The organism is Chryseobacterium hilariae (assembly GCF_051400735.1).
Classification (GTDB): domain Bacteria; phylum Bacteroidota; class Bacteroidia; order Flavobacteriales; family Weeksellaceae; genus Chryseobacterium.
In genome coordinates, this window is the sequence record NZ_JBLFFJ010000001.1 from 577,191 (window position 1) to 601,205 (window position 24,015).

The following is a 24,015-nucleotide window of genomic DNA, read 5'->3' on the forward strand; positions in this document are numbered from 1 at the left end:
TTTTTTTAAGATGACCAGAGCCGTTTCACTTATTGGTAAGCAATACAGGGAAATATATTGGTTTTATTTTTCTGAATGGAATGCCCTTGTTTTCTTTATTAACATGTTAAAAAAAACTACTTTACTTGCCTTTGCGATAAAAATACCAATTTGTTCAGGTATTTTCTTATCCCAAACTCAGGTTAAATAAGAAATATAAGCAGGAATTACTTCCTGCTTTTTTTGTAAAAATTGGGTTTTATTTACCTATTTCTGCTTTGAAGAACTTTTTCAATATCCTCCATTGCAAATCCTTTTGCCTTAAGCAGAATAAGAAAATGGTAAAGCAGATCTGCAGCTTCATTCTTAAAAAGCTCATCATTGCTGTCTTTAGCTTCAATAACCAGTTCTACGGCTTCCTCTCCCACTTTCTGAGCCATTTTATTGATGCCTCTCTGATAAAGAGCATATGTATATGAATTTTCTGCTTTATCATCAATTCTTTCGGCAATCTTTGCTTCTAATTCATATAAAAAACCTTTGCTTTCTTTTTCACCAAAACAGCTGAAACTTCCGGTGTGGCAGACTGTATTTTTAGGTGTAGCTTGTATTAAAACCGTATCCTGGTCGCAGTCTATGCTTATATTTTTTACGGTCAGAAAATTACCGGACTCCTCTCCTTTTGTCCATAGCCTGTTTTTGGAACGGCTGAAAAAGGTAACAACACCTTCTTTTTCTGTCTTTTTAAAAGCATCCTCATTCATATAGCCAAGCATGAGTACCTGCTGTGTTCTGCTGTCCTGGATAATTACCGGGACGAGTCCGTTATTTTTATCAAAATCTATTTTCATCGTACGGGTATTTTTTGAGTTTTTAAGTATTGTTTTAATTCCTGAACAGGCACTTCATTGAAATGGAAAATACTGGCTGCCAATGCTCCTGTAGCTTTTGTCTCATGAAATACTTTAATGAAGTCATCTGCGCTTCCAGCTCCCCCTGAAGCAATTACAGGAATAGATACAGCATCTGAAACCAGCTTGGTGATGCGGATATCAAATCCATTTTTTGTCCCGTCACCATCCATTGAGGTCAATAAAATCTCCCCAGCTCCTAAAGATGCTGCTTCTTTGGCCCAATCTACAGTATTTAAACTGGTGGCCTGTTTTCCGCCTCTGACGTATACAAGATCTGCCCTGTCTGTAAAGCGGGTATCAACAGCTACGACAATACATTGGCTTCCAAATTCTTTGGCAAGCTCATCAATAAGCTGCGGTTTTTTAACGGCTGAAGAATTGATGCTAATCTTATCTGCTCCGGCCTCCAGAAGCCTCCTGACATCTTCCACAGAAGAAATTCCACCACCTACTGTAAACGGAATACTTAGCTGGCGGGCTATTTTCTTTACCAGATCTGCAAATGTTTTTCTGTCTTCCAGTGTTGCTGTAATATCCAGAAAAACCAGCTCGTCAGCACCTTCCATTTCGTATTTAACGGCAAGCTCTACCGGATCTCCGGCATTCCGGAGCCCTTCAAAGTTAATTCCTTTCACCGTAGTTCCGTCTTTAATATCCAGACACGGAATGATTCTTTTTTTAAGCATTTTCAATAAATTTCTTTAGTTGTGGTAAGCTTATTTTTCCCTCGTAAATAGCCTTTCCAATAATAGTCCCAGAACATCCTATCTCCTTCATGCTGTACACATCTTCCATACAGGAAATCCCACCGCTGGCGGTAAGCCTCACTGAAGTTTTATTCAATATTTCTTTATAAAGATTTGTGGAAGGTCCTTCAAGCATTCCATCTTTTGAAATATCCGTGCATATCGTTTGGCTGATTCCTTTTTCCTGATACTGAAGGAGAAAACCTATGATATCTAAAGTACTTTCTTCCAGCCATCCCGATGTTTTAATCTTTCTGTTCTCACAGTCAGCACCTAAAATAATTCTGTCGTTGCCATATTTTTGAATCATTTCAAAACAGAATTCCGGATCCTGTACGGCAATGCTTCCGAGAGTGATCTGCTTTGCCCCTGAATTAAAAGCCGTTTCTATATCGTTCCCGGTTTTTAATCCGCCACCAAAATCAATATGAAGCGAAGTTTCCCTGGCTATGTTTTCCAGCACTTTTTGATTAACAATATGTTTAGATTTAGCACCGTCAAGATCTACAAGGTGAAGAAACTGAATTCCAAAGCTTTCGAATTCTTTGGCTGTTTCTACGGGATCTTCACTGTATATTTTTTTGGTAGAATAATCTCCTTTTGAAAGACGGACACATTTTCCGTCTATGATATCAATAGCTGGAATAATTTTCATTATTTACAATTTTATAAAGTTGTTTAATATTCTGCTGCCCGTTATTCCAGATTTTTCAGGGTGAAACTGTACCGCAAAAAAATTATCTTTCTGCAGGGAGGCACTGAACGGCAAAATATAGTCACATGCTGCAACGGTAGCCGCTGATTTTCCACAATAATAGCTGTGAACAAAGTAGACATCACTGTTTTCCTCAATTCCTGAAAAAAGCGGAGATTTCAGTCCGGAAATGGTATTCCAGCCCATGTGAGGAACCAGGTCTTCAGGCGGAAACTGTTTAACGTCAACGTCGAAAATTCCCATTCCTTTTGCATTTCCTTCTTCATTATCACCACACATCAGCTGCATTCCCAGACAGATTCCCAAAACGGGCTGTTTCAGACTTGGAATAAGCGTATCAAGACCTTTTTCCTTAAGGACTTTCATCGTTGAAGAAGCTTCTCCAACACCGGGAAAAATAACTTTATCTGCTTTTAAGATCAGTTCAGGATCATCCGTAATGATGGAGCCTATACCCAGCCGATCCAAAGCATTCTGAACCGAGCTTACATTTCCTCCGTTATATTTTATTAGCGCAATCATACTATAAACTTCCTTTGGTTGATGGTAAATTAAAGCTGCTGTCCGACTGGTTCACCGCCATTTTAACCGCTTTTGCAAATGCTTTGAAAACAGCTTCTATTTTATGGTGTTCATTATTTCCTTCTGCCTTAATATTAAGATTGGATTTTGAAGAATCTGTAAATGACTTGAAAAAGTGAAAGAACATTTCTGTAGGAACATCCCCAATTTTTTCTCTTTTGAAATCAACATCCCAGACGATCCAGGATCTGCCTCCGAAATCAATGGCAGCCTGAGCCAGACAGTCGTCCATCGGAAGCAAAAAACCATATCTCTCAATTCCTTTCTTGTTACCCAGTGCTTTTATAAAAGCTTCTCCCAAAGCAATTCCTGTATCCTCAATCGTATGGTGCTCATCTACCTTAAGATCTCCATTAACTTTAATTTTAAGGTCTAAATTTCCGTGTCTGGCGATTTGATCCAGCATATGATCAAAAAAATGAAGTCCGGTGGAAATTTCTGCCATTCCTTTTCCATTGAGATCTATTTCAATATCAATCTCAGTTTCATTGGTTTTTCTGTAGACTTTAGCCTTTCTTGATTCCTGCTTTAAAAATCGGTAGATCTCAGACCAATCTGTTGTTGTAAGCGCAGCATTTTCATTAAAGCTTTCATTGATAAAAATAGCTTTAGTTCCCAAATTTTGAGCGAGTTGAATATCTGTAACCCGGTCTCCGATAACATAAGAGTTTTCAAGATCATAACTTCCGTAGATGTACTTCGAAAGCATTCCAATCCCGGGTTTTCTCGTGGGAAGGTTTTCATGCTCAAAACTTTTGTCGATCAGAATATCACTGAAAATAATTCCTTCGTTTTCAAAGGTCATCAGCATTTTTTCCTGTGGTTTGATAAAATCTTCATAGGGAAAACTTTCTGTTCCTAAACCATCCTGATTGGTTACCATGACCAATTCGTAATCCATTTCCCTGACAATTTTGGAAAGATTCTGAAAAACTCCGGGATAAAATTCAAGCTTTTCCAGCGAATCTACCTGGAAATCTTCGGGCGGTTCTATAATAAGCGTTCCGTCCCGGTCTATAAACAATACTTTTTTCATGAGGTTAATCCTTTTAAAACATTGATCAATTTTTCATTTTCTTCGCGGTTTCCCACATTAATCCTGATGCAGTCCGGAATCGCAGGCGCTCTTTTACTGGTCAGGATTTCTTCTTCAAGCATTCCATTGTACACTTCTTCAACATTTTTTATTTTAATCAGAAAGAAATTGGCATCCGTTGGAAATACTTTTACGATACATTCAATAGCTTTAAACTGCTCTTTCAGCCAGGCTCTTTCCCTGAGTATACTGTCAACATTTTCCTTAAGCTTACTTTTATCGTCCAAAAGGTTTAAAATAAGTTCCTGGCTTAGAGAATTCACATTATAAGGAGCTTTCACCGTATTGATAAAACGAATGATTTCTTCGGAAGCATAGGCAGCACCTACCCTCGCTCCGGCTGTTCCCCAGGCTTTAGAAAATGTCTGCAAAACAATTAAATTGGAGTATTTATTCAGCAGTGTAATTCCAGATCTGTTTCCTGAAAACTCAATGTAGGCTTCATCGATGACAACAATACCATCAAAGTTTTGGATGAAAAATTCGATATCCTCAACGCTATTTCCTGTCGGATTGTTTGGTGAGCACAGGAAGAAAATTTTAATTTCGCGTTCCTGGGTTGTCTTTAAAAAATCGTCTTTTACGATTTCAAAATTTTCATCCAGATCCAGCTTTAAAACTTCATTTTCGTTCACAGCAGCATAGAATGCGTACATAGCAAAAGAAGGATTCATCATCAGAATAGCATCTTTTTTAGGTTCGCAGAAGATTTTGATGATCAGGTCGATCAGTTCATCACTTCCGTTTCCTAAGGCAATCTGATTGGATGAAACGCCTTTAAATTCCGCCAGTTTTTTCTTAAGTTTTTTCTGTGACGAATCAGGATACCTGTTGAGCTCCCCGAACGGACATTCATTCGCATCCAGCATTACAGGAGCGTTGAACTCATTGTGATCCCTGAAACTGATGTAAGGCTGTAGACCTAATATATTTTTTCGTACTAAAGTATTGAGGTTAAATTCTTTCATTATATTATTTTAATCTGATAGATACTGCATTTTTGTGGGCGATAAGACCTTCGGCTTCTGCCATTATTTCTATTGTTTTTCCTATTTTTTCCAGACCTTCTTTAGAAAGATGCTGGAAGGTGATTTTCTTAACAAAGCTGTCGAGAGATACACCGCTGTAGTTCTTTGCATAAGCATTGGTAGGGAGTGTATGATTAGTTCCGCTGGCATAATCTCCGGCACTCTCACAGGAATAATTCCCAAGGAAAACAGATCCTGCATTGTCAATCATTGGTATATATCGATTAAAATCTTCCAATGCGAGGATAAGGTGCTCCGGAGCGTAGAGATTACTGAATTCCAAGGCTTCATCAATGGAATTTACCAGAATAAAAAGACTGTGATCCAACGCGTGACCGGCCATTTCATTTCTTGGAAGTTTTTTAACCTGTTTCTCCACAGCTTCAATGGTTGCGGTGAAAATTTTAAAATCTGTAGTCATAAAAACTACCTGGCTGTCACTTCCGTGTTCTGCCTGTGACAACAAATCTGCTGCACAGAACTCGGAAACGGCCTTGCTGTCTGCAATAACAAGGACTTCACTGGGCCCCGCAGGCATATCAATCGCTACACCGTAACGCTGTGCGTATTCTTTTGCTGCAACGACAAATTGGTTTCCGGGTCCAAAAATTTTATACACTTTCGGGATACTTTCTGTTCCCAGAGCCATCGCTGCTACGGCCTGTGCTCCTCCGGTTTTAAAGATTTTTGTAATACCGCAAAGTTTTGCTGTAAACAGAATAGCCGGGTTAATATTCCCGTTATTATCGGGTGGTGTACAGAGAACAATCTCTCCACATCCTGCCAGATTTGCAGGTACTGCAAGCATGAGGACTGTTGAAAATAAAGGTGCTGTGCCTCCCGGAATATAGATTCCTACTTTTTCAACTGCGCGGTTCTCTCTCCAGCAGGTTACTCCTTTTACGGTTTCAATTTTTTCTGCTTCTACAATTTGGGAAGCATGGAATTTTGATATATTTTCTTTTGCCTGCTGAATAGCCTTCTTTAAATCTTCAGAAATTTCGTTTTCTGCTTTGTCCAGCTCGGTTTCTGAAACTGCAATTTGTAGAGTTACTGCTTTATCAAATTTTTTATTGAATTCAATAAGTGCCTGATCTCCATTTTTTTCGACAGATTCGAATATTTCTGCAATAAACCCGGATATTTCTTTTCGTTCAAAAACAGGTCGTTTTACAAGATCAGGCCATGTATTTCTCTCTGGATATCTGTATATTTTCATAATTAAATCACCATTTTATCAATTGGAATAATGAGTATATCCTGGGCTCCGTTTTCTTTCAGTTCATCAATCACGTCCCAAAATCTTTCTTCGTCAATCACAGAATGAATGCTGCTCCATCCTTTTTCTGCCAAAGGAATAACGGTAGGACTTTTCAGGACGGGAAGAACTGAGGCAATAGCGCTGATCTTATCATCAGGAACATTCATGAGAATATATTTGGAATTTTTGGCTTTTAAGACAGATTTAATTCTGAACAGGAATTTATCCAGAATGGCTTCTTTTTGAGTATCAAGCAAAGAGGTCTTTGCTAAAACAGCTTCTGATTTTAGAATCGTGACGGTTTCCCTTAATCCGTTTTTAAATAAGGTGCTTCCGGAACTTACAATATCACAGATTCCGTCTGCCAATCCAATATTGGGGGCAATTTCCACTGAACCGGAAATAATATGGATGTCGGAAGTGATTCCTTTTTCTTCAAGGAAATTTTTAAGGGTATTAGGATATGAAGTGGCGATTTTTCTACCCTGAAAGTAAGATAGCTCATCGGTTTCCACATCTTTGGGAACGGCTAAGGAAACACGGCATTTTGAGAATCCAAGCTTCTGTACAATCTGGATATTCTTCTGTTTTTCTGCTAAAAGATTTTCACCAACGACAGCAATATCTACCACTCCGTCTTCCAGGTATTGTGGGATATCTGAGTTTCTGAGATACATGATCTCCATCGGAAAATTATCTACGGAAACTTTTAGCTGGTCTTTCCCGTTGTTGATAAAAATACCGCAGTCTTTGAGGAGCTGAAGAGAATCTTCGTAGAGCCGGCCGCTTTTCTGAATCGCAATTTTTAATTTACTCATTGTATTGTTTTAAGATAAATCTGAGTAAATGAAAACTGATCTGTTGGATACTTCCGGAAGAATCCGGGAAACAAAAAAACCGTCTGTTTACTCAGACGGTTTTAATTATTTTTGATTTTAACACATGTTTCTATCAACCAATTCCGTCTTAGCAGAGATGATGATAGTAATGATGAAGTGTTAAAAAATTAGGTTTCATTGTTTGAATTGTGGTACAAATGTAGGGTTTATTTTTAAACTGCAAAGTTTTTTACAGATTTTTTTTGTAGAGATTCATCAGCTGTGTTGCAATGGGTTCGTCATTAAATTTCTGAACAAACTCGAAACTCTTTTCTGCACGGCGTTTTCTTTCGGATTCATTTTCCCAGAGAAATTTTATCTTGGCACCGATATCGAGATAATTGGCGGGATTGATGTAAACGGAGTCTTTTCCTCCTGCTTCCGGCAGACAGCTGGCATTGCTTGTGATTGTCACTGTCTTTGAAAAAAGGGCTTCTATTACGGGAATCCCAAATCCCTCGAAAAAGCTTGGATACACAAAGATGTCTGCCAGTTTGTAAATCACAGCCAGTTCATCCATGGAAACCCCTTCCAGGAAAATCACCTGTTTTTCCATCTTGTTTTTCCTGATAAATGCTTCTACTTTTTTGTAGTAGTTAGTCTTTCTTCCAACGACAATTAAGGGAATATCTGTTCCGTTTATGCCTTTAACAACATTCAGAAGATTTTTGCGATCTTCAATGGTTCCAACGTTTAAAATATATCGTTCAGGAAGATTAAACTTGTTCCTTACTTCCTGTATAAATTCATATGATTGCTGTTCTTTAAAAGCTTTGTGGCATCCCTGATAAATAACTTCAATTTTGCTTTCTGGGACTTTCAAATAGGTGATGATATCTTTTTTAGTCTGTTCTGAAATAGCAATAATCTTATCTGCGGAAGCGGCGGCTTTTTTAAATTTCCAAAGATGTATTTTCCGGTCAAAGAAGGAATAATACTGCGGATATCTCATGAATATCAGATCATGGATTGTTACAATTTTTTTGATGGGTTCTTTGCCCCATTTCAATGGAAGCTCACCGGAAAGGCCATGAAATATATCTGCTCCCTGTTTTTGGGCGTCTTTTCCCATTTTAAGCTGACGGGAAAGGTTACCCTTTGAGGTTTCTACAAACCGGACATTGGGTTTCTCCAGGATTTCTTTGCCTCTTTCCGAACTGTTCTTGTTCAGCAGCAGGTATTCATTTTCAGGATAGTACTGAGAGAGTATCCTGACAAGGTCTCTTGAATAATTGCCCAATCCGGACGTATTGTGAAAAAAACGTTTTGCATCGAAGGCAATTTTCATATCAAAGTTTTTAATAAGCTTTTTTAACTGTTTAAAGGTATAAATAAAATAAACCCTAAATGGCTATTCAGGGTTTATTGTATAAATTTTAAAATGAAACTTCAAAATTTAGAGAATACACAGCTTATACAGCTACATTATTTTCTCTTAAAGCATCATTAAGGGATGTTTTTTTATCTGTAGATTCTTTTCTCTGGCCGATAATCAATGCACATGGAACCTGGTATTCTCCAGCCGGATACTGTTTTGTATAGCTTCCCGGAATGACTACTGAACGGGCAGGAACTCTTCCTTTGATTTCAACAGGCTGATCACCTGTAACGTCAATGATTTTTGTAGAAGCAGTCAATACAACGTTAGCACCCAATACCGCTTCTTTTTCTACGTGAACACCTTCTACAACGATACATCTTGAGCCGATGAAACAGTCGTCTTCAATGATAACAGGAGCAGCCTGTAAAGGCTCCAATACTCCACCGATACCCACACCACCACTCAGGTGAACATTTTTACCGATCTGTGCACAGCTTCCTACTGTTGCCCAGGTATCTACCATAGTTCCTGAATCTACATAAGCTCCGATATTTACGTAAGACGGCATCAAAATCACTCCTGAAGCAACGAAAGATCCTTCTCTGGCAATGGCATGCGGCACAACTCTTACTCCTTTTTCAGCATAATTTCTCTTCAAAGGAATTTTGTCATGAAATTCAAACGGACCTACTTCAATAGTTTCCATCTTCTGAATCGGGAAATACATTACTACGGCTTTCTTTACCCATTCATTCACCTGCCATCCGTTTTCCGTAGGTTCAGCCACACGAAGTTCTCCTGAATCCAATAAAGAAATAACTTCTCTTATCGCTTTCTTGCTGTCTTCGTTCTGTAATAAATCTCTATTATCCCAAATGTTTTCAATAGTTTGTTGTAACGACATGTTTCTTGTTTGATTTTAGTATAAATTATCCCTGCAGCTTCCCACAGTTCTGAAGGCCAAAAGTACAAAAGATTGTTATAGTATACAAGTTAAGTCACAAACCTTGCATTGTTGTAATTATTGTTTATTTATACTTTTATGCACAGATAATAGTCTTATTATAACACTCTCTTTATAACACTCTCTGAGCGTGAAGATAAGCCTTATTCCAGTATTTTTCGTTCAATGAGGAGATAATCACTCCTTTTGATGTGGAAGCATGGATGAATTTCACTTCTCCGTCTGCCCCGATATCATGAACGATGCCTACATGGGAAACCCTGCTTCCTCCGGCTGTTGCAAAAAAAAGCAAATCTCCGGGCTTTACTTCTTTGATATCGATTTTTTTTCCGGCACCGGCCTGATCTGTCGATCTGCGTGGAAGTGAGAAATCATTTTCTTCAAAAACTTTTACGGTAAGCCCGGAACAGTCAAAACCTGAAGATGTATTTCCTCCGAATCTATAAGGTGTTCCGAGATACTTTTCAGCATCCTTTAAGATATCACTGACAGATCTGGAGATATTCCCATCAAATTTAGAATCTAATTTCCTGAGATTTTCAGCTTTTACAACAGTTTTTGTTCCTGTATTCTTTTTGGAAGACACCTTCTTTGAGGATCCACAGGAAACTGCAATAGCAGAGGCAATCATAAGAATGGAAAGCTGCTTTATTCTTAAGTTTTTTTCAAATAATCCCGGTATCATAGTCATCTGATTTTAAATGAAGTAACTAATTATTGTACAAATATACATTTTATATATTAATTATAATATAACTATACTACAACTATATAATAAATATATGTTAAAATTATATTTCTTTATATTTATTAGTATATTTGAAGTCAATTTTGTGATATGGCAACGTACGAAAGTTTGATAAAGATTAAAGGCAGTGTAGGTGATCTGGTTTTTTACAGCCTGAATGGTAAAAATGTGGTACGGAAGAAAAGTGGATTCAATAAAACGGCTTTCAAAAAAAGTCCTTCTTATGAAAAGGTAAGGCAGAACAGCTCTGAATTCGGACACTGTTCGAAGGCTGGTAAAACGATACGGAGCTGTATTGAAACCTATATTAAGGAATGTGATGAACCTTTGCTTTACCAAAGATTTGCAAAGCTGATGACGACGATTAAAGATTTGGATATGATTTCCGAAAAGGGGAAAAGAACTGTACAAAACGGACTTCTTACTGAACAAGGCCTGACACTCCTGAAGGAATTTAAATTTGGAAATAAAGAGAATTTCAGTAGTGAAACTTTTGCCTTTGAAGAAAAGGAAAGTATTATTGTAAATGGAGTTGATCAATTTTCAGCAGATGAAGCAGTGATGATCACTATACAGCCTGACTTGGAAGTCTATTCTGCTGAATATTTTGAAGATAAGCTTTTGTTGAATGCTGAAGAAATCCGTTTTAAGAGGCATTTCCAAAATGCCGGCCTCCTGCTCTGTTTTTTAGTATTCAGAAAGAAGAAAGAAATTACCCATATGGGATTTATTGAAATAAAAAAGCCTGCAGATTGATCTGCAGGCTTTCTGTTTATTGTTTGTTTCCTGTCCAGGTTCCGTATCTAGCCGGTGTAGGAACAGCGTTTGACCAGTTTCCGTTTCCATTTTTTTCTCTTGAAAGGGTTCCTTTGAATTCTCCATCGGAAGGAAGCCCGATTACAGCAGTAAGATCTCCGGTTTCAGTTAAATTTCCAGAAATGTTATAATTTTCGTCATTGACTGTAGAGTGCATCGTTCCGGTTACTTTTCCGTCACTGGCAACCACAAGGTTCCAGGTTCCATCATCGCTTCCGGTGTATTTTCCCGACCATGTTCCTATATAGTCATAAATAGTATCATCATCAGAGCTGCATCCGATAAATAAAAAAGCTGTTAAAAGGAGTAAAAAAAGTTTCTTCATAGTTTCTAATAGTTTATAAGCTAATCAAATTTTATAATTATTTATTCATATTCTACTTTATCAATAGAAAACTGAATCAGTTTTATTATTTTGTCTTGTCCCGTGCAAATCTACTAATTTTTTCCGTTCAGATTATCTGAATTTTAATCAGCCGTTTATATTTTTATGAATAAGGAGCATATTTTGGCTAAAATACAATTATTTATCAAATGGAAACAAGTCAATCGGGATAATATAAAACAGGGTGAAATTATCATATTGTCTATTGTAACTGATTCCATTGATTCATGCTTTAATTATCTTTTTTCTATTAAGAATATTTTTTATAAAATTTGGTTCTAAAATTATAAATATTTCTTACTTTAGTGAAAAATCTAATAAAACCATTAAATCAATAATAACATGAAAACAGGAATAGTATTTTTTGCTGTAGTTTTTTTGTCCGGCAGTTTAGAAGCTCAGGTAGGGATTAATACTGCATCGCCCTCCCACACTCTGGATGTCAACGGACTGGTTAGGGTCAGAGGATTGGCCAATGCGGAAAGAAAAATAGTTGCAGCAGACCCGCAGGGAGTTTTAACGTTAGTTTCACCTGAAGAGATTTTCTCTCCGAAAGCCCTATTAAACACTTCTATGTCTGCGACTGAACAAAGGCTGACCGTATATGAAGGAAAATGTTTCCAACCGACTGATAATGCCTCTTCATGCACGGTTAGTGTGAATCATTATAGCTCATGTTCAGGCTTTACGAAGGCGATAGATACTCAAATCGTGGTAGGGCAAACCATTAATACGGGTAACGGGCAGTTTTTGGGAACCTGGGCTGCGCGCTTTATTGATAATAAAGGTTATGTAGGCGGAACAACAGCCGCTGAGCAGGTTGCCCCCGATTATCCCAGAATTTCCTACCCTGTTGCCAATGCGGCCAACTATTTGGGAAGCGGATCCTTCTCCGGGCAATGTAATGCAGATCTCGTAACCACAATCAACCAAACAACAGGTGATATCAAAGTAGAGTCTGTGAAAAGAAGTATGTTTGCTCATCTTGTCTATCTCTTATCTATATCACGCTCAAGAAGTAACTAGTAAACATTTTTTTTTAGAAAGAAAATAGCTGTATTTTATTATGCGGCTATTTTTTTTGAGAATGCATAATTCTAGTTTCTAAAAAAATATAGATCATTGCAAAGACAGCCAATAATCACTAAATCGATATATTATTTAATGTTACGGCGGGATATCCTGATATTGTTCCGTAAATAATTCCGGAGTTATTTTCGTTTCTAAAAGCAATAAAATCCTGTTGAACTTTACTTTGAGATAGAACCCATTATCGAGCTCCAGTTTTCTGCCAGAATAATGTATGATGGCTTTAAGTGTTTTGTATTTTCCAAGTCTAACCATATCTACTTTCGTGATGTCTTTCCAGGAAATAGCATCTTCTCAGTCCACCGATGTCGAAAGAGAACTCAGAATGTAACTTTTAATTTTTAGTATTTGAGGTGCTAAAAAAGATTCTTCTTGTAAAATTTTCTGCATTTGCAGATTGGATTTTCGATTGTCATGTCAAATAAATTCGGAATTCTATCAACTTCTGAAAAGTTCACCATGTTTAGAGATAGCTAAATGACCACATTTGTATAGTATAAAAATTAAAAAACAATATTATGTCAAAAAATGATTTACAGGGAAAAGTTGTATTAATTGCTGGAGGTGGCAAAAACCTTGGTGGATTATTAAGCAAAGATTTCGCAGCTAAAGGGGCAAAGCTTGCTATACATTACAACAGCGAAAGCTCAAGAGCAGAAAGTGAAAAAACGTTATCTGAAGTTCAGGCTTTAGGAGCGGAAGCATTTTTATTTCAGGGTGATCTCACCAAAGTAGAAAATGTAACCAAATTTTTTGATGAAGCTGTTGCTAAATTCGGAGGTATTGATATTGCCATCAACACGGTGGGTATGGTTTTGAAGAAACCGTTTACAGAAACTACTGAAGAAGAATATGACAAAATGTTCGGAATCAACTCCAAATCGGCTTATTTCTTTTTACAGGAAGCCGGTAAAAAGTTAAACGATAATGGCAAGATCTGTACTATTGTAACTTCATTGCTGGCTGCTTATACGGGCTTGTATTCTACTTATGCAGGTGCCAAGGCTCCGGTAGAACATTTTACAAGAGCAGCTTCGAAAGAATTCGGAGCAAGAGGAATTTCTGTAACAGCTGTTGCTCCTGGCCCAATGGATACGCCTTTCTTTTACGGACAGGAAAGTGAAGATGCAGTGGCTTATCACAAATCGGCATCAGCATTAGGCGGATTGACGAATATTAATGACATCGCTCCGTTAGTAGAATTTTTAGTGACTGATGGCTGGTGGATCACCGGACAGACCATTTTTGCAAACGGAGGTTATACAACAAGATAAACCGGATAGCATTTTATAGATCAGACAATGGATAATTTGGATTATAAATCCGGTTATCCATTTTTTAGCATTTTTGCTAATTTATTAAATATTAATTCAAATCTTTTACTTACGGCTTTGAACTATTTATACAGATCGTACCTTATTGGGTATGGTATATAAAAGGTAGTTTTTTTAAAACTGTTTTCTGAAGCTGGTGGGTGATATCCCTACATGTTTTGTAAAAAAGCGGACAAAGTACGCATCGTCTTCGTAATTCAGACTGTAGGCAATTTCTTTCACGTTCATTGTTGTATATGCTAGAAGCCGTTTACTTTCAAGAATAATACGGTTTTTTATAATTTCATTTGGAGTGTCCTTGCTAACTAATCCTATCTTTTTACTCAATTTTTTTGGAGTGACATGCAGCAAATCCGCATAATCCGCAACGGTATGAAGTGTTTTATAATGCTGCTCCACCAATTTGCTGAATTTTCTTAAAAACTGAACATCAGCCTGCTGGTCCGTGTCCGATAATTGATTCTGCTGTTTCCAGATACGGGTAGATTTCAGAATAATTAGTTTTAGCAATGTCCTTAACATTTCTTCTGTACCGGAATCTCCATCTTTCAGTTCAGACTGAATATCCCTAATGATCTTTTGAATCTCAGCGGATTGTTCTTCGTTTAAATTTATAAAAGGGATTTCAAACACATTATTGTACAATATACCATCGCACGCCACTTCCTGATCATGGATTTCTACACAATAAAAGTCTCGGTTAAAATGTATTAGCTGGCCTCCAATAGTTTCACAGGGCTTTAAAATGACATGAGGATTAATGAATAACAAGGTATCGGTTTTCACTTCGATTTCTTGGAAATCCACCTGAATAATAGCATTTTGAGGAATAAACAAGACTTTGATATGCTCACTTATTGTTGTGAGAGAATCGTTTTGAATTGAGTTTTTGCTGAATTCCAGGTTACCAAATTTTTTGTATGAAAATTCCTTTATCATTTTAGGACATGAAAGATTATTGTTAGCTTCTCCGTGTTAAACATGTGTTTGTAAAATTAATAAATTAAAAGCCAGTAATGCTACTTATTTTTTCTTTGTTTTACTGTTCAGTGAAGATAAAATTATTCCTTCTGAAAGCATTATAAGAATATTCCGGGTATTGGCTGTTGAGGCATTTATAGCCATTATCTCCTGGTAAAATGCCTTCGTTAATATCATTGATCGTTAGAATTCCGAATGAATGAATTCTTTACTTTAGGAAAAATGATAAACTGAAAACTAGTATTAGTTTTGTCTTTTTAAAGGTCTAAAGAATGGTAAAATGCAAGTGAGGAATTTCTGAAAAATTAAATAAATAATCATTAAACATTTACCTATCAGTATAATCATCAATAACCAGCATCGTCTGGACTTTTTCTTAGGCTGATAAGTTCATGAGCATTTTATTAAAAATGAAATAAATACCCAATTTATTTAACAATCTTCATGTTTTTTAAAATTTCAATAAAAATTAACTAAATACTTGTCTTTTTTATAAACTATTATTATTATTTTAGTATAATAAAATATAAATTATGATAAAAAGCTTATTTTCTAAAGTCACCAAAGACCAGGAAGCCATTAAGAGCGGGCTTTTTTTACTGATAGTGATATTATCCACTGTTTGTTTAAAAGCTCAATCTCCTTCCTTAGAGATGACCGCAGGCGACAGCAACCCCACTGCCAATGTAACAAATGTTGTAGGCAGTACTGTAATTAGGCTGCGGAATAATACGGACAACCCTACTGGCAGTACTTATGCTACTTATGCAAATCCCACAGCCTTTAATGTTACTTATACTATGAGTAATCAACAGTATACACAAACTAATTTTACAGGCTATAACGGAGTTGTGTTCATGGGATATCCGGCGGAACCTATTCTAACATTAATGAATGCTTTCGGAAGTACAACTGTTAATACTCCTTTTACGAGCAGTGGTGCACCGGTAGGGACTGGGATTGATATTACAACAAACAGAGCTGTCAATTTCTCCACCAATGTTCAACCGCTGACCGTTGCTGGAAGAGCGACAAATCAACGCTGGCAAATGGCGGATTTAACTCTTACCTTCAGTAGGCCGGTTAACAATCCATATTTACAGGTTAATGCATTAGGCGGGCAGTCCAATGGGCAATCTTATACTGCAGAATTTGATTATGTATCTTCCAATGTACCGGTATCGTTTTCAAAGATATCGGGTACAGCACTTTTGAATGTCACGCCTACTCAGATACTAAATTCAGCTACAACTCCTGATGGTGCAGCTGCAAATGCGTCCAGGGGAACCGTATTAATATCAGGTACAGGTATAACAACAATAACCTTAAGAATATTTACACGAGGAGCGGCCGCAAATACAGGTACTAACTGGCATGGAACAACAAATACAGCAGGAGATGGATATATGTTGGGGGTAACTGCTTCAGAATCGAACTTAGGAGTTACAAAAACAGTAAATAACTCTACCCCGCCTGCAGGAAGTGACATTAGTTTTACTGTTACTGCAAGTAACTTAGGAGCTTCCAATAATACCAATGTGACCGTAAATGATCTTCTTCCCTCTGGATATACTTATGTTAGTTCTACAACCTCCACAGGAACTTATAATAGTGGCACCGGAGTCTGGACTATAGGAAATCTAAATGCTGGTGCAAGTGCTACTTTACAAGTCAATGCTACTGTAAAAAGCTCAGGTAGCTATGTAAACACAGCTACTATTTCAGGAGACCTTCTGGATCCTGACACTACAAATAATACTGCCAGTGTAACACCAACGCCGGTTATTACGGATACAGATGGTGATGGAATTGACAATACCCTGGATCTGGATGATGATAATGACGGTATTTTAGATACGGCTGAAGGTTATTGTACATCTCAAAGTGTCTATACTCTGAACATGGCCAGCACCCTGGCAGGAGCTACCATAGGTATTAACGGCGGAAGCTTTAATCTGGTATATGCCCTAACTTCCGGCCCTGCAGTGGCATCATTAGGAAGTAGTTTTAATGTTCCTTTCGCCTATTCGGACTTTAACAATACGGTTAATGCACAAAATCATACCTGGAGCGTATTCAATACTTCAACAACTGAATTCAGGATACTTCCTAATATGACTTCTCTGTATACAGGTTTACCTACTAATAATACGACTACTGAAGATCAGAGTGGTGCATCACCAAATACACCAGATTCATGGTTTAGATATCTGCTGAGCACCAATAGAATTACCCAATTGGGGAATTTCACCACTACCATAGGCAGTTTACCTACAGTAACGGGAACTTCTTCTTATAGCAGCAATACTGCACTCAATTTATTTTCATCTTTCAATGCCTCCAATTCCGGAGCGGTCCTGGGAAGCGGATATTATTCAAGGATGCAGCTCCAGAATACTACCAATACAGGGGCTGGCGCTGCAACATTACCTTTTGGGATAAATTATGGTAATACCTATACATGGAATTACACAGCATTTACCAGTACAGCAGGCACAGGTGCCGGGAATGCTGGTGACAGAGGACTAATAACTATTTCACAGAATACAATTACCTTCTGTAACCATAGAGATACAGACGGAGATGGAACACCGGATTATCTGGATCTGGATTCTGATGGAGATGGCTGTTACGATTCCCTTGAAGGGGATGAAAATGTAGCTACTGCACAGCTAAATCCAAATGGAAGCATTGCAGGAGCTGTTGATGCCCAAGGGGTACCCGTAATCGTAAATTCTGGTGGAGCTGCAGATGTAGGCGCGGATCAGGGACAAGGAGCCGGGACTTCAGCTAATTCGGCGATTCAGGATACTCAGTGTTTAACAGGATTCGGGTGTACTACCAATATGTACCTTTCTCAATTAAATACTTTATATAATGTAGATACTACTACCAATCCGTTTACCTATACACAGATCGGCCCCGCTTCCGCTACAAATTATAATGCGATAGGCATTAATCCGCTGGATGGTTTTATGTACGGAATGCTTGCCAGCTCTAATACGATTATTCGTATCAATGCCAATGGAACCTATAATACGCTCGGAACGGTAACAGGGTTGCCTGGTGCAGTTATATACAACGCCGGAGAAATAGATAATCTGGGGAACTACTATGTAAAATTAAATACCAATAATAACCAGATTTACAGAATAAATCTTACAACGTTAACCGCTACATTGATTACACTTTCAGCAAGTGTTAATTTACCCGATATGGCATATAGCATAACTACCGGACTGCTGTATGGTGTTAACTCAACTAATGGACAGCTTGTGTCTGTTAATCCGACTACTGGAACTGTGGTTCCAATAGGAATTACGCCTGGAGCTGTTAATTTTGGAGCCATGTTTGCTTCCAGCACAAGTGAAATGTTTGGGGTTGATAATGCAGGAGGATTCTATCAGTTTAATCTTACCACAGGACAGAGGGTTCTCATCTCAAATGCGCCTCCAAGTTCCGGAAATGATGGTGCGCATTGTGTTTCTACCGCTATAGCTTTTAGTGCTGATCTTGGCGTAACTAAAACAGATGGAGTTTCTACATATGCTCCCGGTACCACTACCACTTATACTATAACGGCAAGTAACAGTGGTCCGTTTGGAGTTCTGGGCGCTACTGTTTCAGATCCTGTACCTTCAGGAATTCCACCTGCGAATGTCAGTTATACTGCAATTGCAGCAGGTGGTGCCACTACCTCCGTATCAGGAACGCAATCAGGAGCAATAAATGATCTGGTAAGCCTTCCTGTTGGAGGTACTGTAACGTATACAGTTGTGGTAAATATACCTCTTGCCTATTCTGGAAACCTTGTTAATACAGTAACCATTACTCCTCCGTCTAATATAACTGAAGTCAATAATACCAATAATACGGCAACAGATACTAATACCCAGGCAGTATGTTACAAGCCGGCGGTGACAGCAGGAACTGCTTTAGACACTCCTATGGGAATTACTTCCCTTGCAAGAGCAGGGGCTTCTACAGGAGGCAATAATTGGCCGATGGTAAGAAAAGGCGCATGGACTGCTCTTGAGGCCAAAACGAAAGGCTTTGTTCTCAACAGGCTGACTTCGGCACAGATTACTGCTATTCCGGCTGCTAATCTCGTAGAAGGAATGATGGTCTATAATATTACCCTGGATTGTTTACAGGTCAACACTAATGGAACTGCTGCCGGATGGGCATGCTTTAATACCCAAACTTGTCCTACTAATTAATTAACATTTAATATCTTCAAAATGAAAAATATATTTGTAATTATATTGACTCTATTTTCTGGGATTGTTTTTTCCCAGGTTGCCATAGGTAAAACAGCCGTTTCATCTCCATCCGCTTCATTGGATTTTGGAACTGCTAACCGGGGAATAATATTACCCTGGGTAACTTCAACGGGAGCTGTAACAGGTGTTGTGAACGGGACAATGGCATATGACCTTAGCGATAAAAAAGTGAAGGTAAAATATGTTTCAGGTTGGAAAGATCTCTCGGTAAATAATTCGGGAACTACCGTTGATCCGGTGACTAGTGTGGATGGTGTGACTATCCAAAATACAGCTACAGAAAACACAGCCGCCAAAACATCCATAGGTACCCCAACCTCTACTCCGGGTATTTTGGTTTTGGAAGACAGCAATAAGGCAATGATATTACCGAAAGTTGCCAGCCCACATCTTAATATCATCAACCCTGCCCCGGGTATGATGGTGTATGATACTTTTAATAAACAGTTAGCTGTTTATAACGGCACTGTCTGGACTTTCTGGAAACAGTAACATATTACCAGATAAAAAACAGAATAAGCAGCCTCAAAATGAGGTTGCTTATTTGTTTTAAAAAGTAAGCTTCTGATACGTTTTAATCCTGTTGAATTAATAAAATAATACCTCGTTCTATTAAAATACTCCGGATAGCTGGCTTTTTTGGTACCATCATAAGTAATCTCTCATCATCCAAAATATAAAATAATCCTGTGTATTAGAAAAAATTATATTTAAAAATGAAAAATTTTTGTCTTATTACTATTTTTTATAAAATCCTTATTTTTTAGTTTTTTATACTTTGGAAATATATAAATTGTAGTAGTTTTTATATTAAAACTGAATATATTATTTATTAGAAAATTCCCGCTACTAAATATAAATAGCCGTTTGGAAGCATATAAATTTCATTTTAATTAAATAAATTCAAATATTCCATTTTTTTCTATTTTAAATATTATATTTATACTTTCCATTTTTATGGAACTTTTTTAATTATGTTTTTGAGCTTCCTCTAAGGAAGCTTTTTTGGTTTTAATGTAAAAACTAAAAATACAAATCCTTACTTACAAATTCCAAACACCTTAGTACCAGTCATCACAGATAAATTTATCAGTATTAAATATCAATTCTATTGATCAGTAAAACAGATAAAATACAGTGGTAAAAGCTTCTTCTTTTTAAAGACTTTCTTGGCTCTCTCTAAATTCTATAATCCCGAGCCAAGCATTTTTATCCAAATAGGTTTATAAGCGGGATTCTTAATTCCCTCTACATGATACGGATTATTATTGTTCTTCGTTTGTTTCTCAATAGGTTTGTCTAATGCAAAAACATTATCCATAGGTATATGTAATGCTTTACAAATTTCATCTAACTGTGCAGCAGCAGCTTCCTGCACGTGATAGGTTGCATAAACGTTTTTAGGTGGCGTGACGAATTTTTTAGAGTACCAGCCTGCAATTTTTTTCGTTTTTGAATTACTGTAATCCCATCCTCCGGAAAAGCTCAGGACTCTCGCCACCGATTCATGCTGGGCAATTCGCCCATTCCTCCACCCTGGGACTGTCCCGCTATCGCTATTTTGCTCCAAACTGGTTTACCAGTAGTCTGATTTAGATATTGAGACCATGACCCTTCCTTATCATTTTTTGTCAAATACTGTAAAAGCTTTATCAAACGAGGTATGATTGCATCTTGATACTGATCCGGAATCTGTAAGAAAACATTATCACCGTAGATCCGTTTTCTACGAAATTCAGCCGCACAGTCAACATTTTTATTTAGATAGTCTCCCACACATACCTGCGAAACACCGGGTGAACTAATAAAAGAGAGTGCTATAATTCTATACCCTTGATCCAAAGCTGTTTTAAAAAAATCCTTTGGAACATGATTAGTCGTCCCATTGGTACCTGTAAGCCATAACAGTACCTTATTATTTTTAATGCCCTTATCATAATATACAACGTGCACACTGTCCCAGTTCTTCACCGACGGATCAGCTTCGCTGGGTTTCACCTTGAGTATTTTATATCCAGAAAAATCAATAACTGGGCTTATCTTCTGTGCTGTTAAATTTACGGATGAACTTATAATAAACATCAAGATAAATGATATGGTGGATAATAAAATCTTTTTTTTCATTGTATTTAGAATTTAGAATAAACAAATTAAAATATTATCAAACTCCCAGGATAAAGTCTGCCCCCATCTGAGCATGCAGTAATGTGGTATTGAATATTGGGATCTCCAGATCATTTTGTCCTACAATAAGCGGAAATTCTGTACACCCCAATATAATACCTTCAGCTCCCCTTGCTTCCAGTTGTAGTATCTGGTCCAAGACATATTTTTTTGTTTCAGGTTTTAAAATACCGAGAGACAGTTCCTTTTGTATAATTGTGTGAAGCTTTTTTCTGTCTTCCTTTTTATCAGGTACAATCATATCAATACCATAGCCCTCTTTTAAGACTTTTGCAATAAATGGCTCCTCCATGGTAAATATAGTTCCAATAAGCCCAACCTTGCGGAGTCCTTTTCTCCTGACGGCAACTCCTATCGCATCACCAATATGCAGTATAGGAATCATGCTATGCTGCTGTACATCCTCATACATTTTATGAGGTGTATTAGCACAAAAAATAACTGCAGATGCACCGGCTTCATATAATTGGTGACAAGCCTCAATAAGCATCGTTGCTATTATATCCCAATTATCTAATCGTTGTAATGCATGGATATGATTCTGATCAAGATTTAATAATACAAGTGGAGGGTTTGTATTATTACTGAAATGATCATTGATTATTTGGTTCAGATAAATGTAATATTCTACAGTTGAATGCCAGGAAAGACCTCCAATAAGGCCTAATTTCCTTAAAATGGGATGATGCACAGTCTTCTGAGAAGAATCTATAAAACTTTTATTATAATTATTCATAAATTTAATTTTTAGAACTATTCAATCCTTTTATGGTGAAAAATGAGTTAAGTCTCACTGTAAATAACTCTCCGAGAACTTACTATTTTACTCCATAAGTAAATATGCACTTATAGCTTATCTATTTTTAAGTATACTGAGGAATTTGCTTGAAATCTTCATATTTAACATTTTCAGATTTAAAAAGGCTATTAATAAGTGAATCGATTTTATTTTAAATAAGCAAAACATTAATCAAAAAAATTATAGCTCCTTATTTATATTGCATGATCATATTATTTTTTTTCATGAATTAAGTATTAATTATAAAAAATCCACTTTATTTTTAATCCATTCTGAGCTTTTCTGTAAAACTTTTGGTGCATTAAATCTATATCCCACATATAAATTAGAATACTGCAGAGTATAATTCACTTTAAATCCGTCTTCTTTATAGTTCTGAAAATTGATCTGGTGTTGGATGCCAGCAAAGAAATTTTTCCACTGATAGTTAAGGCTTAAATTCAGATTTAAATCTAAAATCCCTGTTCCGTAAGTTTTTTTATTTTGACCGGATTTATCCTGTGCATAGCTGAAGCCATATCCGCTTCCTGCCCTACCAGACAATAACAGATTTTTGTTTAGTAAAACCCAATTATACTGGTAAGATATTTCTGGAATTATGTTGTACCTGTTTTGATTGCTCTTCTGATTTTCCTCTTTATTATCAAGCTGGGTATAATTATAGTTCGCTGTAAAAATAAACGAGCCCGCGCTCTTTTTTTGCATTTCTGTTTGATTATTTACTGCTCTGAAAGATAATTTTTTTGCATTAATAACATAAGAAGTGCTTCCGCCAACTTTCATGACTTTAAAATCTGGAAACTGTACGTAAGGTGAATCATCTGTCCAAAATGGCAAAAGATCATGAGTGTTTTTAATATAAAACCCTTTCGTTTGATTGTAATATACAGATTGCATCCAATGATTTTTAAAAATGGTAAAAGAAATGTCAAACCCTTGTGTTCGCCCTTTTTTTTGATTGTCGGTTTCAGTACCCGTCCAGCTTTTCGGCAAACCAATCGAAAGGGATAAAAAGTCATATTCAACAGATATATTGTATTTATGGGTTATATTAGGAACAAATTTTAATAGTACATCATTGTTTTTTACATTAAATTCATTGATTTTATTATCTACATTGGCCTTTAATACCACTTTTTCGGAAAAGCTTTTAATATAAGAAGTGTCTATTTCAAACTTTTCCTTGTTTGGCTTTTCAGTTTGAGAATAGCCCGTGAAGGAACATAGAAATATGAACAAGTATAAAAATTTCATAGTTTTTATGTATGTTAAGTGGTCATTAATATTTTGGTTACAAATCAAAACATCAGAGTGAATTTACCACAGAAAAATCGGGCTTCTCTCCTGCCGGAACAATGAATATCTCACTACCTTGTAAAGTGTCTTCCGGATCAAAATAATAACCAGCTATGATATTGTAGGTTTTGCTTACCGACTTTCCAGTATTATCATAGGTTTGTATGGTAGCCTTTACAGTATGTGTTTGGGGCCTAAGCATTAATTGCTTTGTCGTTAATCTTAACCCTGTGGCATTAGTACAATTAAATTCAATACCTTTTACCTTTTTAAAATATTCCGGATAGCTGGTTTCTCTGCTATAAAATGACTTTCCTGAATTATTCTTAGCAGTTGCAGTTACCTTATACCTTTCATAGTTTTTCCCTTTGATCTCAACCGTTTCTTTACTGGTAATTGTTATAGACACACTTATGCCATTAATGTCACTGGTTTGGCCATCTGAAATTTTTTGTGCAAAAGCACTTGTAAATCCTGTTAAGAACAGGAAAACTGACAGAAAAAACGAGCTTATCATTGGTTTCATATTTAATTTTTTTGTTTTTTATTATTTTAAACTTATTTTTTATAATTTGAGAAATATACTATCATACTCATGATACTGAAAAATTTATCA

Annotated in this window: 24 protein-coding genes; 5 read left to right on the plus strand and 19 right to left on the minus strand. The window is 36.8% G+C overall.

The window, feature by feature from the left end:
• Window positions 1-242: 242 nt before the first annotated feature.
• The 11 genes from hisIE to ACMGDK_RS02850 all read right to left on the minus strand — a co-directional run bounded on the left by hisIE (window position 243) and on the right by ACMGDK_RS02850 (window position 10,169).
• Complete coding sequence (hisIE, locus tag ACMGDK_RS02800) at window positions 243-830, minus strand: bifunctional phosphoribosyl-AMP cyclohydrolase/phosphoribosyl-ATP diphosphatase HisIE (RefSeq protein WP_436806530.1); 588 nt, start codon at window positions 828-830, stop codon at window positions 243-245.
• A complete protein-coding gene (gene hisF, locus ACMGDK_RS02805; RefSeq protein ID WP_436806531.1) occupies window positions 827-1,579 on the minus strand; it encodes an imidazole glycerol phosphate synthase subunit HisF in 753 nt (250 codons plus the stop codon). Before hisF ends, hisIE begins: the two co-directional genes overlap by 4 nt.
• Entirely contained in the window at window positions 1,572-2,294 is a 723-nt protein-coding gene (hisA, locus tag ACMGDK_RS02810) for a 1-(5-phosphoribosyl)-5-[(5-phosphoribosylamino)methylideneamino]imidazole-4-carboxamide isomerase (RefSeq protein WP_436806532.1), read from the minus strand. Before hisA ends, hisF begins: the two co-directional genes overlap by 8 nt.
• A 3-nt stretch (window positions 2,295-2,297) precedes the next feature.
• Window positions 2,298-2,876 (minus strand): imidazole glycerol phosphate synthase subunit HisH, encoded by a 579-nt coding sequence (hisH, locus tag ACMGDK_RS02815; protein ID WP_436806533.1) that lies wholly within the window; start codon window positions 2,874-2,876, stop codon window positions 2,298-2,300.
• 1 nt (window position 2,877) lies between these two features.
• Window positions 2,878-3,972, minus strand: coding sequence for a bifunctional histidinol-phosphatase/imidazoleglycerol-phosphate dehydratase HisB (hisB, locus tag ACMGDK_RS02820; RefSeq protein WP_436806534.1), 1,095 nt, complete (start codon window positions 3,970-3,972; stop codon window positions 2,878-2,880).
• Entirely contained in the window at window positions 3,969-5,000 is a 1,032-nt protein-coding gene (gene hisC, locus ACMGDK_RS02825) for a histidinol-phosphate transaminase (protein WP_436806535.1), read from the minus strand. Before hisC ends, hisB begins: the two co-directional genes overlap by 4 nt.
• Before the next feature lie 4 nt (window positions 5,001-5,004).
• A complete protein-coding gene (gene hisD / locus ACMGDK_RS02830; protein ID WP_436806536.1) occupies window positions 5,005-6,279 on the minus strand; it encodes a histidinol dehydrogenase in 1,275 nt (424 codons plus the stop codon).
• A 2-nt stretch (window positions 6,280-6,281) separates the two neighbouring features.
• The gene (gene hisG / locus ACMGDK_RS02835; protein ID WP_436806537.1) at window positions 6,282-7,139 is read right to left on the minus strand and encodes an ATP phosphoribosyltransferase; all 858 of its coding nucleotides are present in this window, start codon (window positions 7,137-7,139) and stop codon (window positions 6,282-6,284) included.
• 250 nt (window positions 7,140-7,389) lie between these two features.
• The gene (locus ACMGDK_RS02840) at window positions 7,390-8,487 is read right to left on the minus strand and encodes a glycosyltransferase family 4 protein (protein WP_436806538.1); all 1,098 of its coding nucleotides are present in this window, start codon (window positions 8,485-8,487) and stop codon (window positions 7,390-7,392) included.
• Between the two features lie 124 nt (window positions 8,488-8,611).
• Window positions 8,612-9,424 (minus strand): 2,3,4,5-tetrahydropyridine-2,6-dicarboxylate N-succinyltransferase, encoded by an 813-nt coding sequence (locus ACMGDK_RS02845; RefSeq protein WP_111953256.1) that lies wholly within the window; start codon window positions 9,422-9,424, stop codon window positions 8,612-8,614.
• A gap of 172 nt (window positions 9,425-9,596) precedes the next feature.
• A complete protein-coding gene (locus ACMGDK_RS02850; protein ID WP_436806539.1) occupies window positions 9,597-10,169 on the minus strand; it encodes a C40 family peptidase in 573 nt (190 codons plus the stop codon).
• Between the two features lie 153 nt (window positions 10,170-10,322).
• Here ACMGDK_RS02850 and ACMGDK_RS02855 point away from each other — a divergent pair, with 153 nt between their 5' ends.
• Window positions 10,323-10,988 (plus strand): hypothetical protein, encoded by a 666-nt coding sequence (locus tag ACMGDK_RS02855; protein WP_436806540.1) that lies wholly within the window; start codon window positions 10,323-10,325, stop codon window positions 10,986-10,988.
• A gap of 16 nt (window positions 10,989-11,004) precedes the next feature.
• Here ACMGDK_RS02855 and ACMGDK_RS02860 read toward each other — a convergent pair whose 3' ends face one another.
• Complete coding sequence (locus ACMGDK_RS02860) at window positions 11,005-11,373, minus strand: hypothetical protein (protein ID WP_436806541.1); 369 nt, start codon at window positions 11,371-11,373, stop codon at window positions 11,005-11,007.
• A 402-nt stretch (window positions 11,374-11,775) separates the two neighbouring features.
• Between ACMGDK_RS02860 and ACMGDK_RS02865 the strand changes: the two genes are divergently transcribed.
• Window positions 11,776-12,459 (plus strand): hypothetical protein, encoded by a 684-nt coding sequence (locus ACMGDK_RS02865; protein ID WP_436806542.1) that lies wholly within the window; start codon window positions 11,776-11,778, stop codon window positions 12,457-12,459.
• 141 nt (window positions 12,460-12,600) lie between these two features.
• Here the strand turns inward: ACMGDK_RS02865 and ACMGDK_RS02870 are convergent, their stop codons facing one another.
• Window positions 12,601-12,777: a hypothetical protein gene (locus ACMGDK_RS02870; protein WP_436806543.1), complete on the minus strand. Its 177-nt coding sequence runs from the start codon at window positions 12,775-12,777 to the stop codon at window positions 12,601-12,603.
• 263 nt (window positions 12,778-13,040) lie between these two features.
• On the opposite strand from ACMGDK_RS02870, the gene ACMGDK_RS02875 reads away from it, so the two are divergent.
• Window positions 13,041-13,796: an SDR family oxidoreductase gene (locus ACMGDK_RS02875; protein ID WP_436806544.1), complete on the plus strand. Its 756-nt coding sequence runs from the start codon at window positions 13,041-13,043 to the stop codon at window positions 13,794-13,796.
• 174 nt (window positions 13,797-13,970) lie between these two features.
• On the opposite strand, the gene ACMGDK_RS02880 is transcribed toward ACMGDK_RS02875, so the two are convergent.
• Window positions 13,971-14,795: a helix-turn-helix domain-containing protein gene (locus ACMGDK_RS02880; protein WP_436806545.1), complete on the minus strand. Its 825-nt coding sequence runs from the start codon at window positions 14,793-14,795 to the stop codon at window positions 13,971-13,973.
• Window positions 14,796-15,370: 575 nt separating this feature from the next.
• Between ACMGDK_RS02880 and ACMGDK_RS02885 the strand changes: the two genes are divergently transcribed.
• Both ACMGDK_RS02885 and ACMGDK_RS02890 read left to right on the plus strand, forming a co-directional pair.
• On the plus strand, window positions 15,371-19,057 hold the full coding sequence (locus ACMGDK_RS02885) for a DUF6923 family protein (protein ID WP_436806546.1): 3,687 nt from the start codon (window positions 15,371-15,373) through the stop codon (window positions 19,055-19,057).
• A gap of 21 nt (window positions 19,058-19,078) precedes the next feature.
• Window positions 19,079-19,612 carry a phage tail-like protein gene (locus ACMGDK_RS02890; protein WP_436806547.1) on the plus strand — a complete coding sequence of 178 codons (534 nt, stop codon included), beginning with the start codon at window positions 19,079-19,081 and terminating at the stop codon, window positions 19,610-19,612.
• A gap of 694 nt (window positions 19,613-20,306) precedes the next feature.
• Here the strand turns inward: ACMGDK_RS02890 and ACMGDK_RS02895 are convergent.
• From ACMGDK_RS02895 to ACMGDK_RS02915, 5 genes are all read right to left on the minus strand, one after another.
• On the minus strand, window positions 20,307-20,621 hold the full coding sequence (locus ACMGDK_RS02895; protein WP_436806548.1) for a hypothetical protein: 315 nt from the start codon (window positions 20,619-20,621) through the stop codon (window positions 20,307-20,309).
• The gene (locus ACMGDK_RS02900; protein WP_436806549.1) at window positions 20,606-21,244 is read right to left on the minus strand and encodes a BPSS1187 family protein; all 639 of its coding nucleotides are present in this window, start codon (window positions 21,242-21,244) and stop codon (window positions 20,606-20,608) included. Before ACMGDK_RS02900 ends, ACMGDK_RS02895 begins: the two co-directional genes overlap by 16 nt.
• A gap of 37 nt (window positions 21,245-21,281) precedes the next feature.
• On the minus strand, window positions 21,282-22,040 hold the full coding sequence (locus ACMGDK_RS02905; RefSeq protein WP_436806550.1) for an aspartate/glutamate racemase family protein: 759 nt from the start codon (window positions 22,038-22,040) through the stop codon (window positions 21,282-21,284).
• A 303-nt stretch (window positions 22,041-22,343) separates the two neighbouring features.
• Window positions 22,344-23,357, minus strand: coding sequence for a DUF4421 family protein (locus tag ACMGDK_RS02910; protein ID WP_436806551.1), 1,014 nt, complete (start codon window positions 23,355-23,357; stop codon window positions 22,344-22,346).
• A 52-nt stretch (window positions 23,358-23,409) separates the two neighbouring features.
• A complete protein-coding gene (locus ACMGDK_RS02915; protein ID WP_436806552.1) occupies window positions 23,410-23,925 on the minus strand; it encodes a hypothetical protein in 516 nt (171 codons plus the stop codon).
• Between the last annotated feature and the right edge of the window lie 90 nt (window positions 23,926-24,015).

Coding starts and splice junctions, on each gene's coding strand:
- hisIE (WP_436806530.1), bottom strand. CDS start 830: ATGAAAATAGATTTTGATAAAAATAACGGACTCGTCCCGGTAATTATC.
- hisF (WP_436806531.1), bottom strand. CDS start 1,579: ATGCTTAAAAAAAGAATCATTCCGTGTCTGGATATTAAAGACGGAACT.
- hisA (WP_436806532.1), bottom strand. CDS start 2,294: ATGAAAATTATTCCAGCTATTGATATCATAGACGGAAAATGTGTCCGT.
- hisH (WP_436806533.1), bottom strand. CDS start 2,876: ATGATTGCGCTAATAAAATATAACGGAGGAAATGTAAGCTCGGTTCAG.
- hisB (WP_436806534.1), bottom strand. CDS start 3,972: ATGAAAAAAGTATTGTTTATAGACCGGGACGGAACGCTTATTATAGAA.
- hisC (WP_436806535.1), bottom strand. CDS start 5,000: ATGAAAGAATTTAACCTCAATACTTTAGTACGAAAAAATATATTAGGT.
- hisD (WP_436806536.1), bottom strand. CDS start 6,279: ATGAAAATATACAGATATCCAGAGAGAAATACATGGCCTGATCTTGTA.
- hisG (WP_436806537.1), bottom strand. CDS start 7,139: ATGAGTAAATTAAAAATTGCGATTCAGAAAAGCGGCCGGCTCTACGAA.
- ACMGDK_RS02840 (WP_436806538.1), bottom strand. CDS start 8,487: ATGAAAATTGCCTTCGATGCAAAACGTTTTTTTCACAATACGTCCGGA.
- ACMGDK_RS02845 (WP_111953256.1), bottom strand. CDS start 9,424: ATGTCGTTACAACAAACTATTGAAAACATTTGGGATAATAGAGATTTA.
- ACMGDK_RS02850 (WP_436806539.1), bottom strand. CDS start 10,169: ATGATACCGGGATTATTTGAAAAAAACTTAAGAATAAAGCAGCTTTCC.
- ACMGDK_RS02855 (WP_436806540.1), top strand. CDS start 10,323: ATGGCAACGTACGAAAGTTTGATAAAGATTAAAGGCAGTGTAGGTGAT.
- ACMGDK_RS02860 (WP_436806541.1), bottom strand. CDS start 11,373: ATGAAGAAACTTTTTTTACTCCTTTTAACAGCTTTTTTATTTATCGGA.
- ACMGDK_RS02865 (WP_436806542.1), top strand. CDS start 11,776: ATGAAAACAGGAATAGTATTTTTTGCTGTAGTTTTTTTGTCCGGCAGT.
- ACMGDK_RS02870 (WP_436806543.1), bottom strand. CDS start 12,777: ATGGTTAGACTTGGAAAATACAAAACACTTAAAGCCATCATACATTAT.
- ACMGDK_RS02875 (WP_436806544.1), top strand. CDS start 13,041: ATGTCAAAAAATGATTTACAGGGAAAAGTTGTATTAATTGCTGGAGGT.
- ACMGDK_RS02880 (WP_436806545.1), bottom strand. CDS start 14,795: ATGATAAAGGAATTTTCATACAAAAAATTTGGTAACCTGGAATTCAGC.
- ACMGDK_RS02885 (WP_436806546.1), top strand. CDS start 15,371: ATGATAAAAAGCTTATTTTCTAAAGTCACCAAAGACCAGGAAGCCATT.
- ACMGDK_RS02890 (WP_436806547.1), top strand. CDS start 19,079: ATGAAAAATATATTTGTAATTATATTGACTCTATTTTCTGGGATTGTT.
- ACMGDK_RS02900 (WP_436806549.1), bottom strand. CDS start 21,244: ATGAAAAAAAAGATTTTATTATCCACCATATCATTTATCTTGATGTTT.
- ACMGDK_RS02905 (WP_436806550.1), bottom strand. CDS start 22,040: ATGAATAATTATAATAAAAGTTTTATAGATTCTTCTCAGAAGACTGTG.
- ACMGDK_RS02910 (WP_436806551.1), bottom strand. CDS start 23,357: ATGAAATTTTTATACTTGTTCATATTTCTATGTTCCTTCACGGGCTAT.
- ACMGDK_RS02915 (WP_436806552.1), bottom strand. CDS start 23,925: ATGAAACCAATGATAAGCTCGTTTTTTCTGTCAGTTTTCCTGTTCTTA.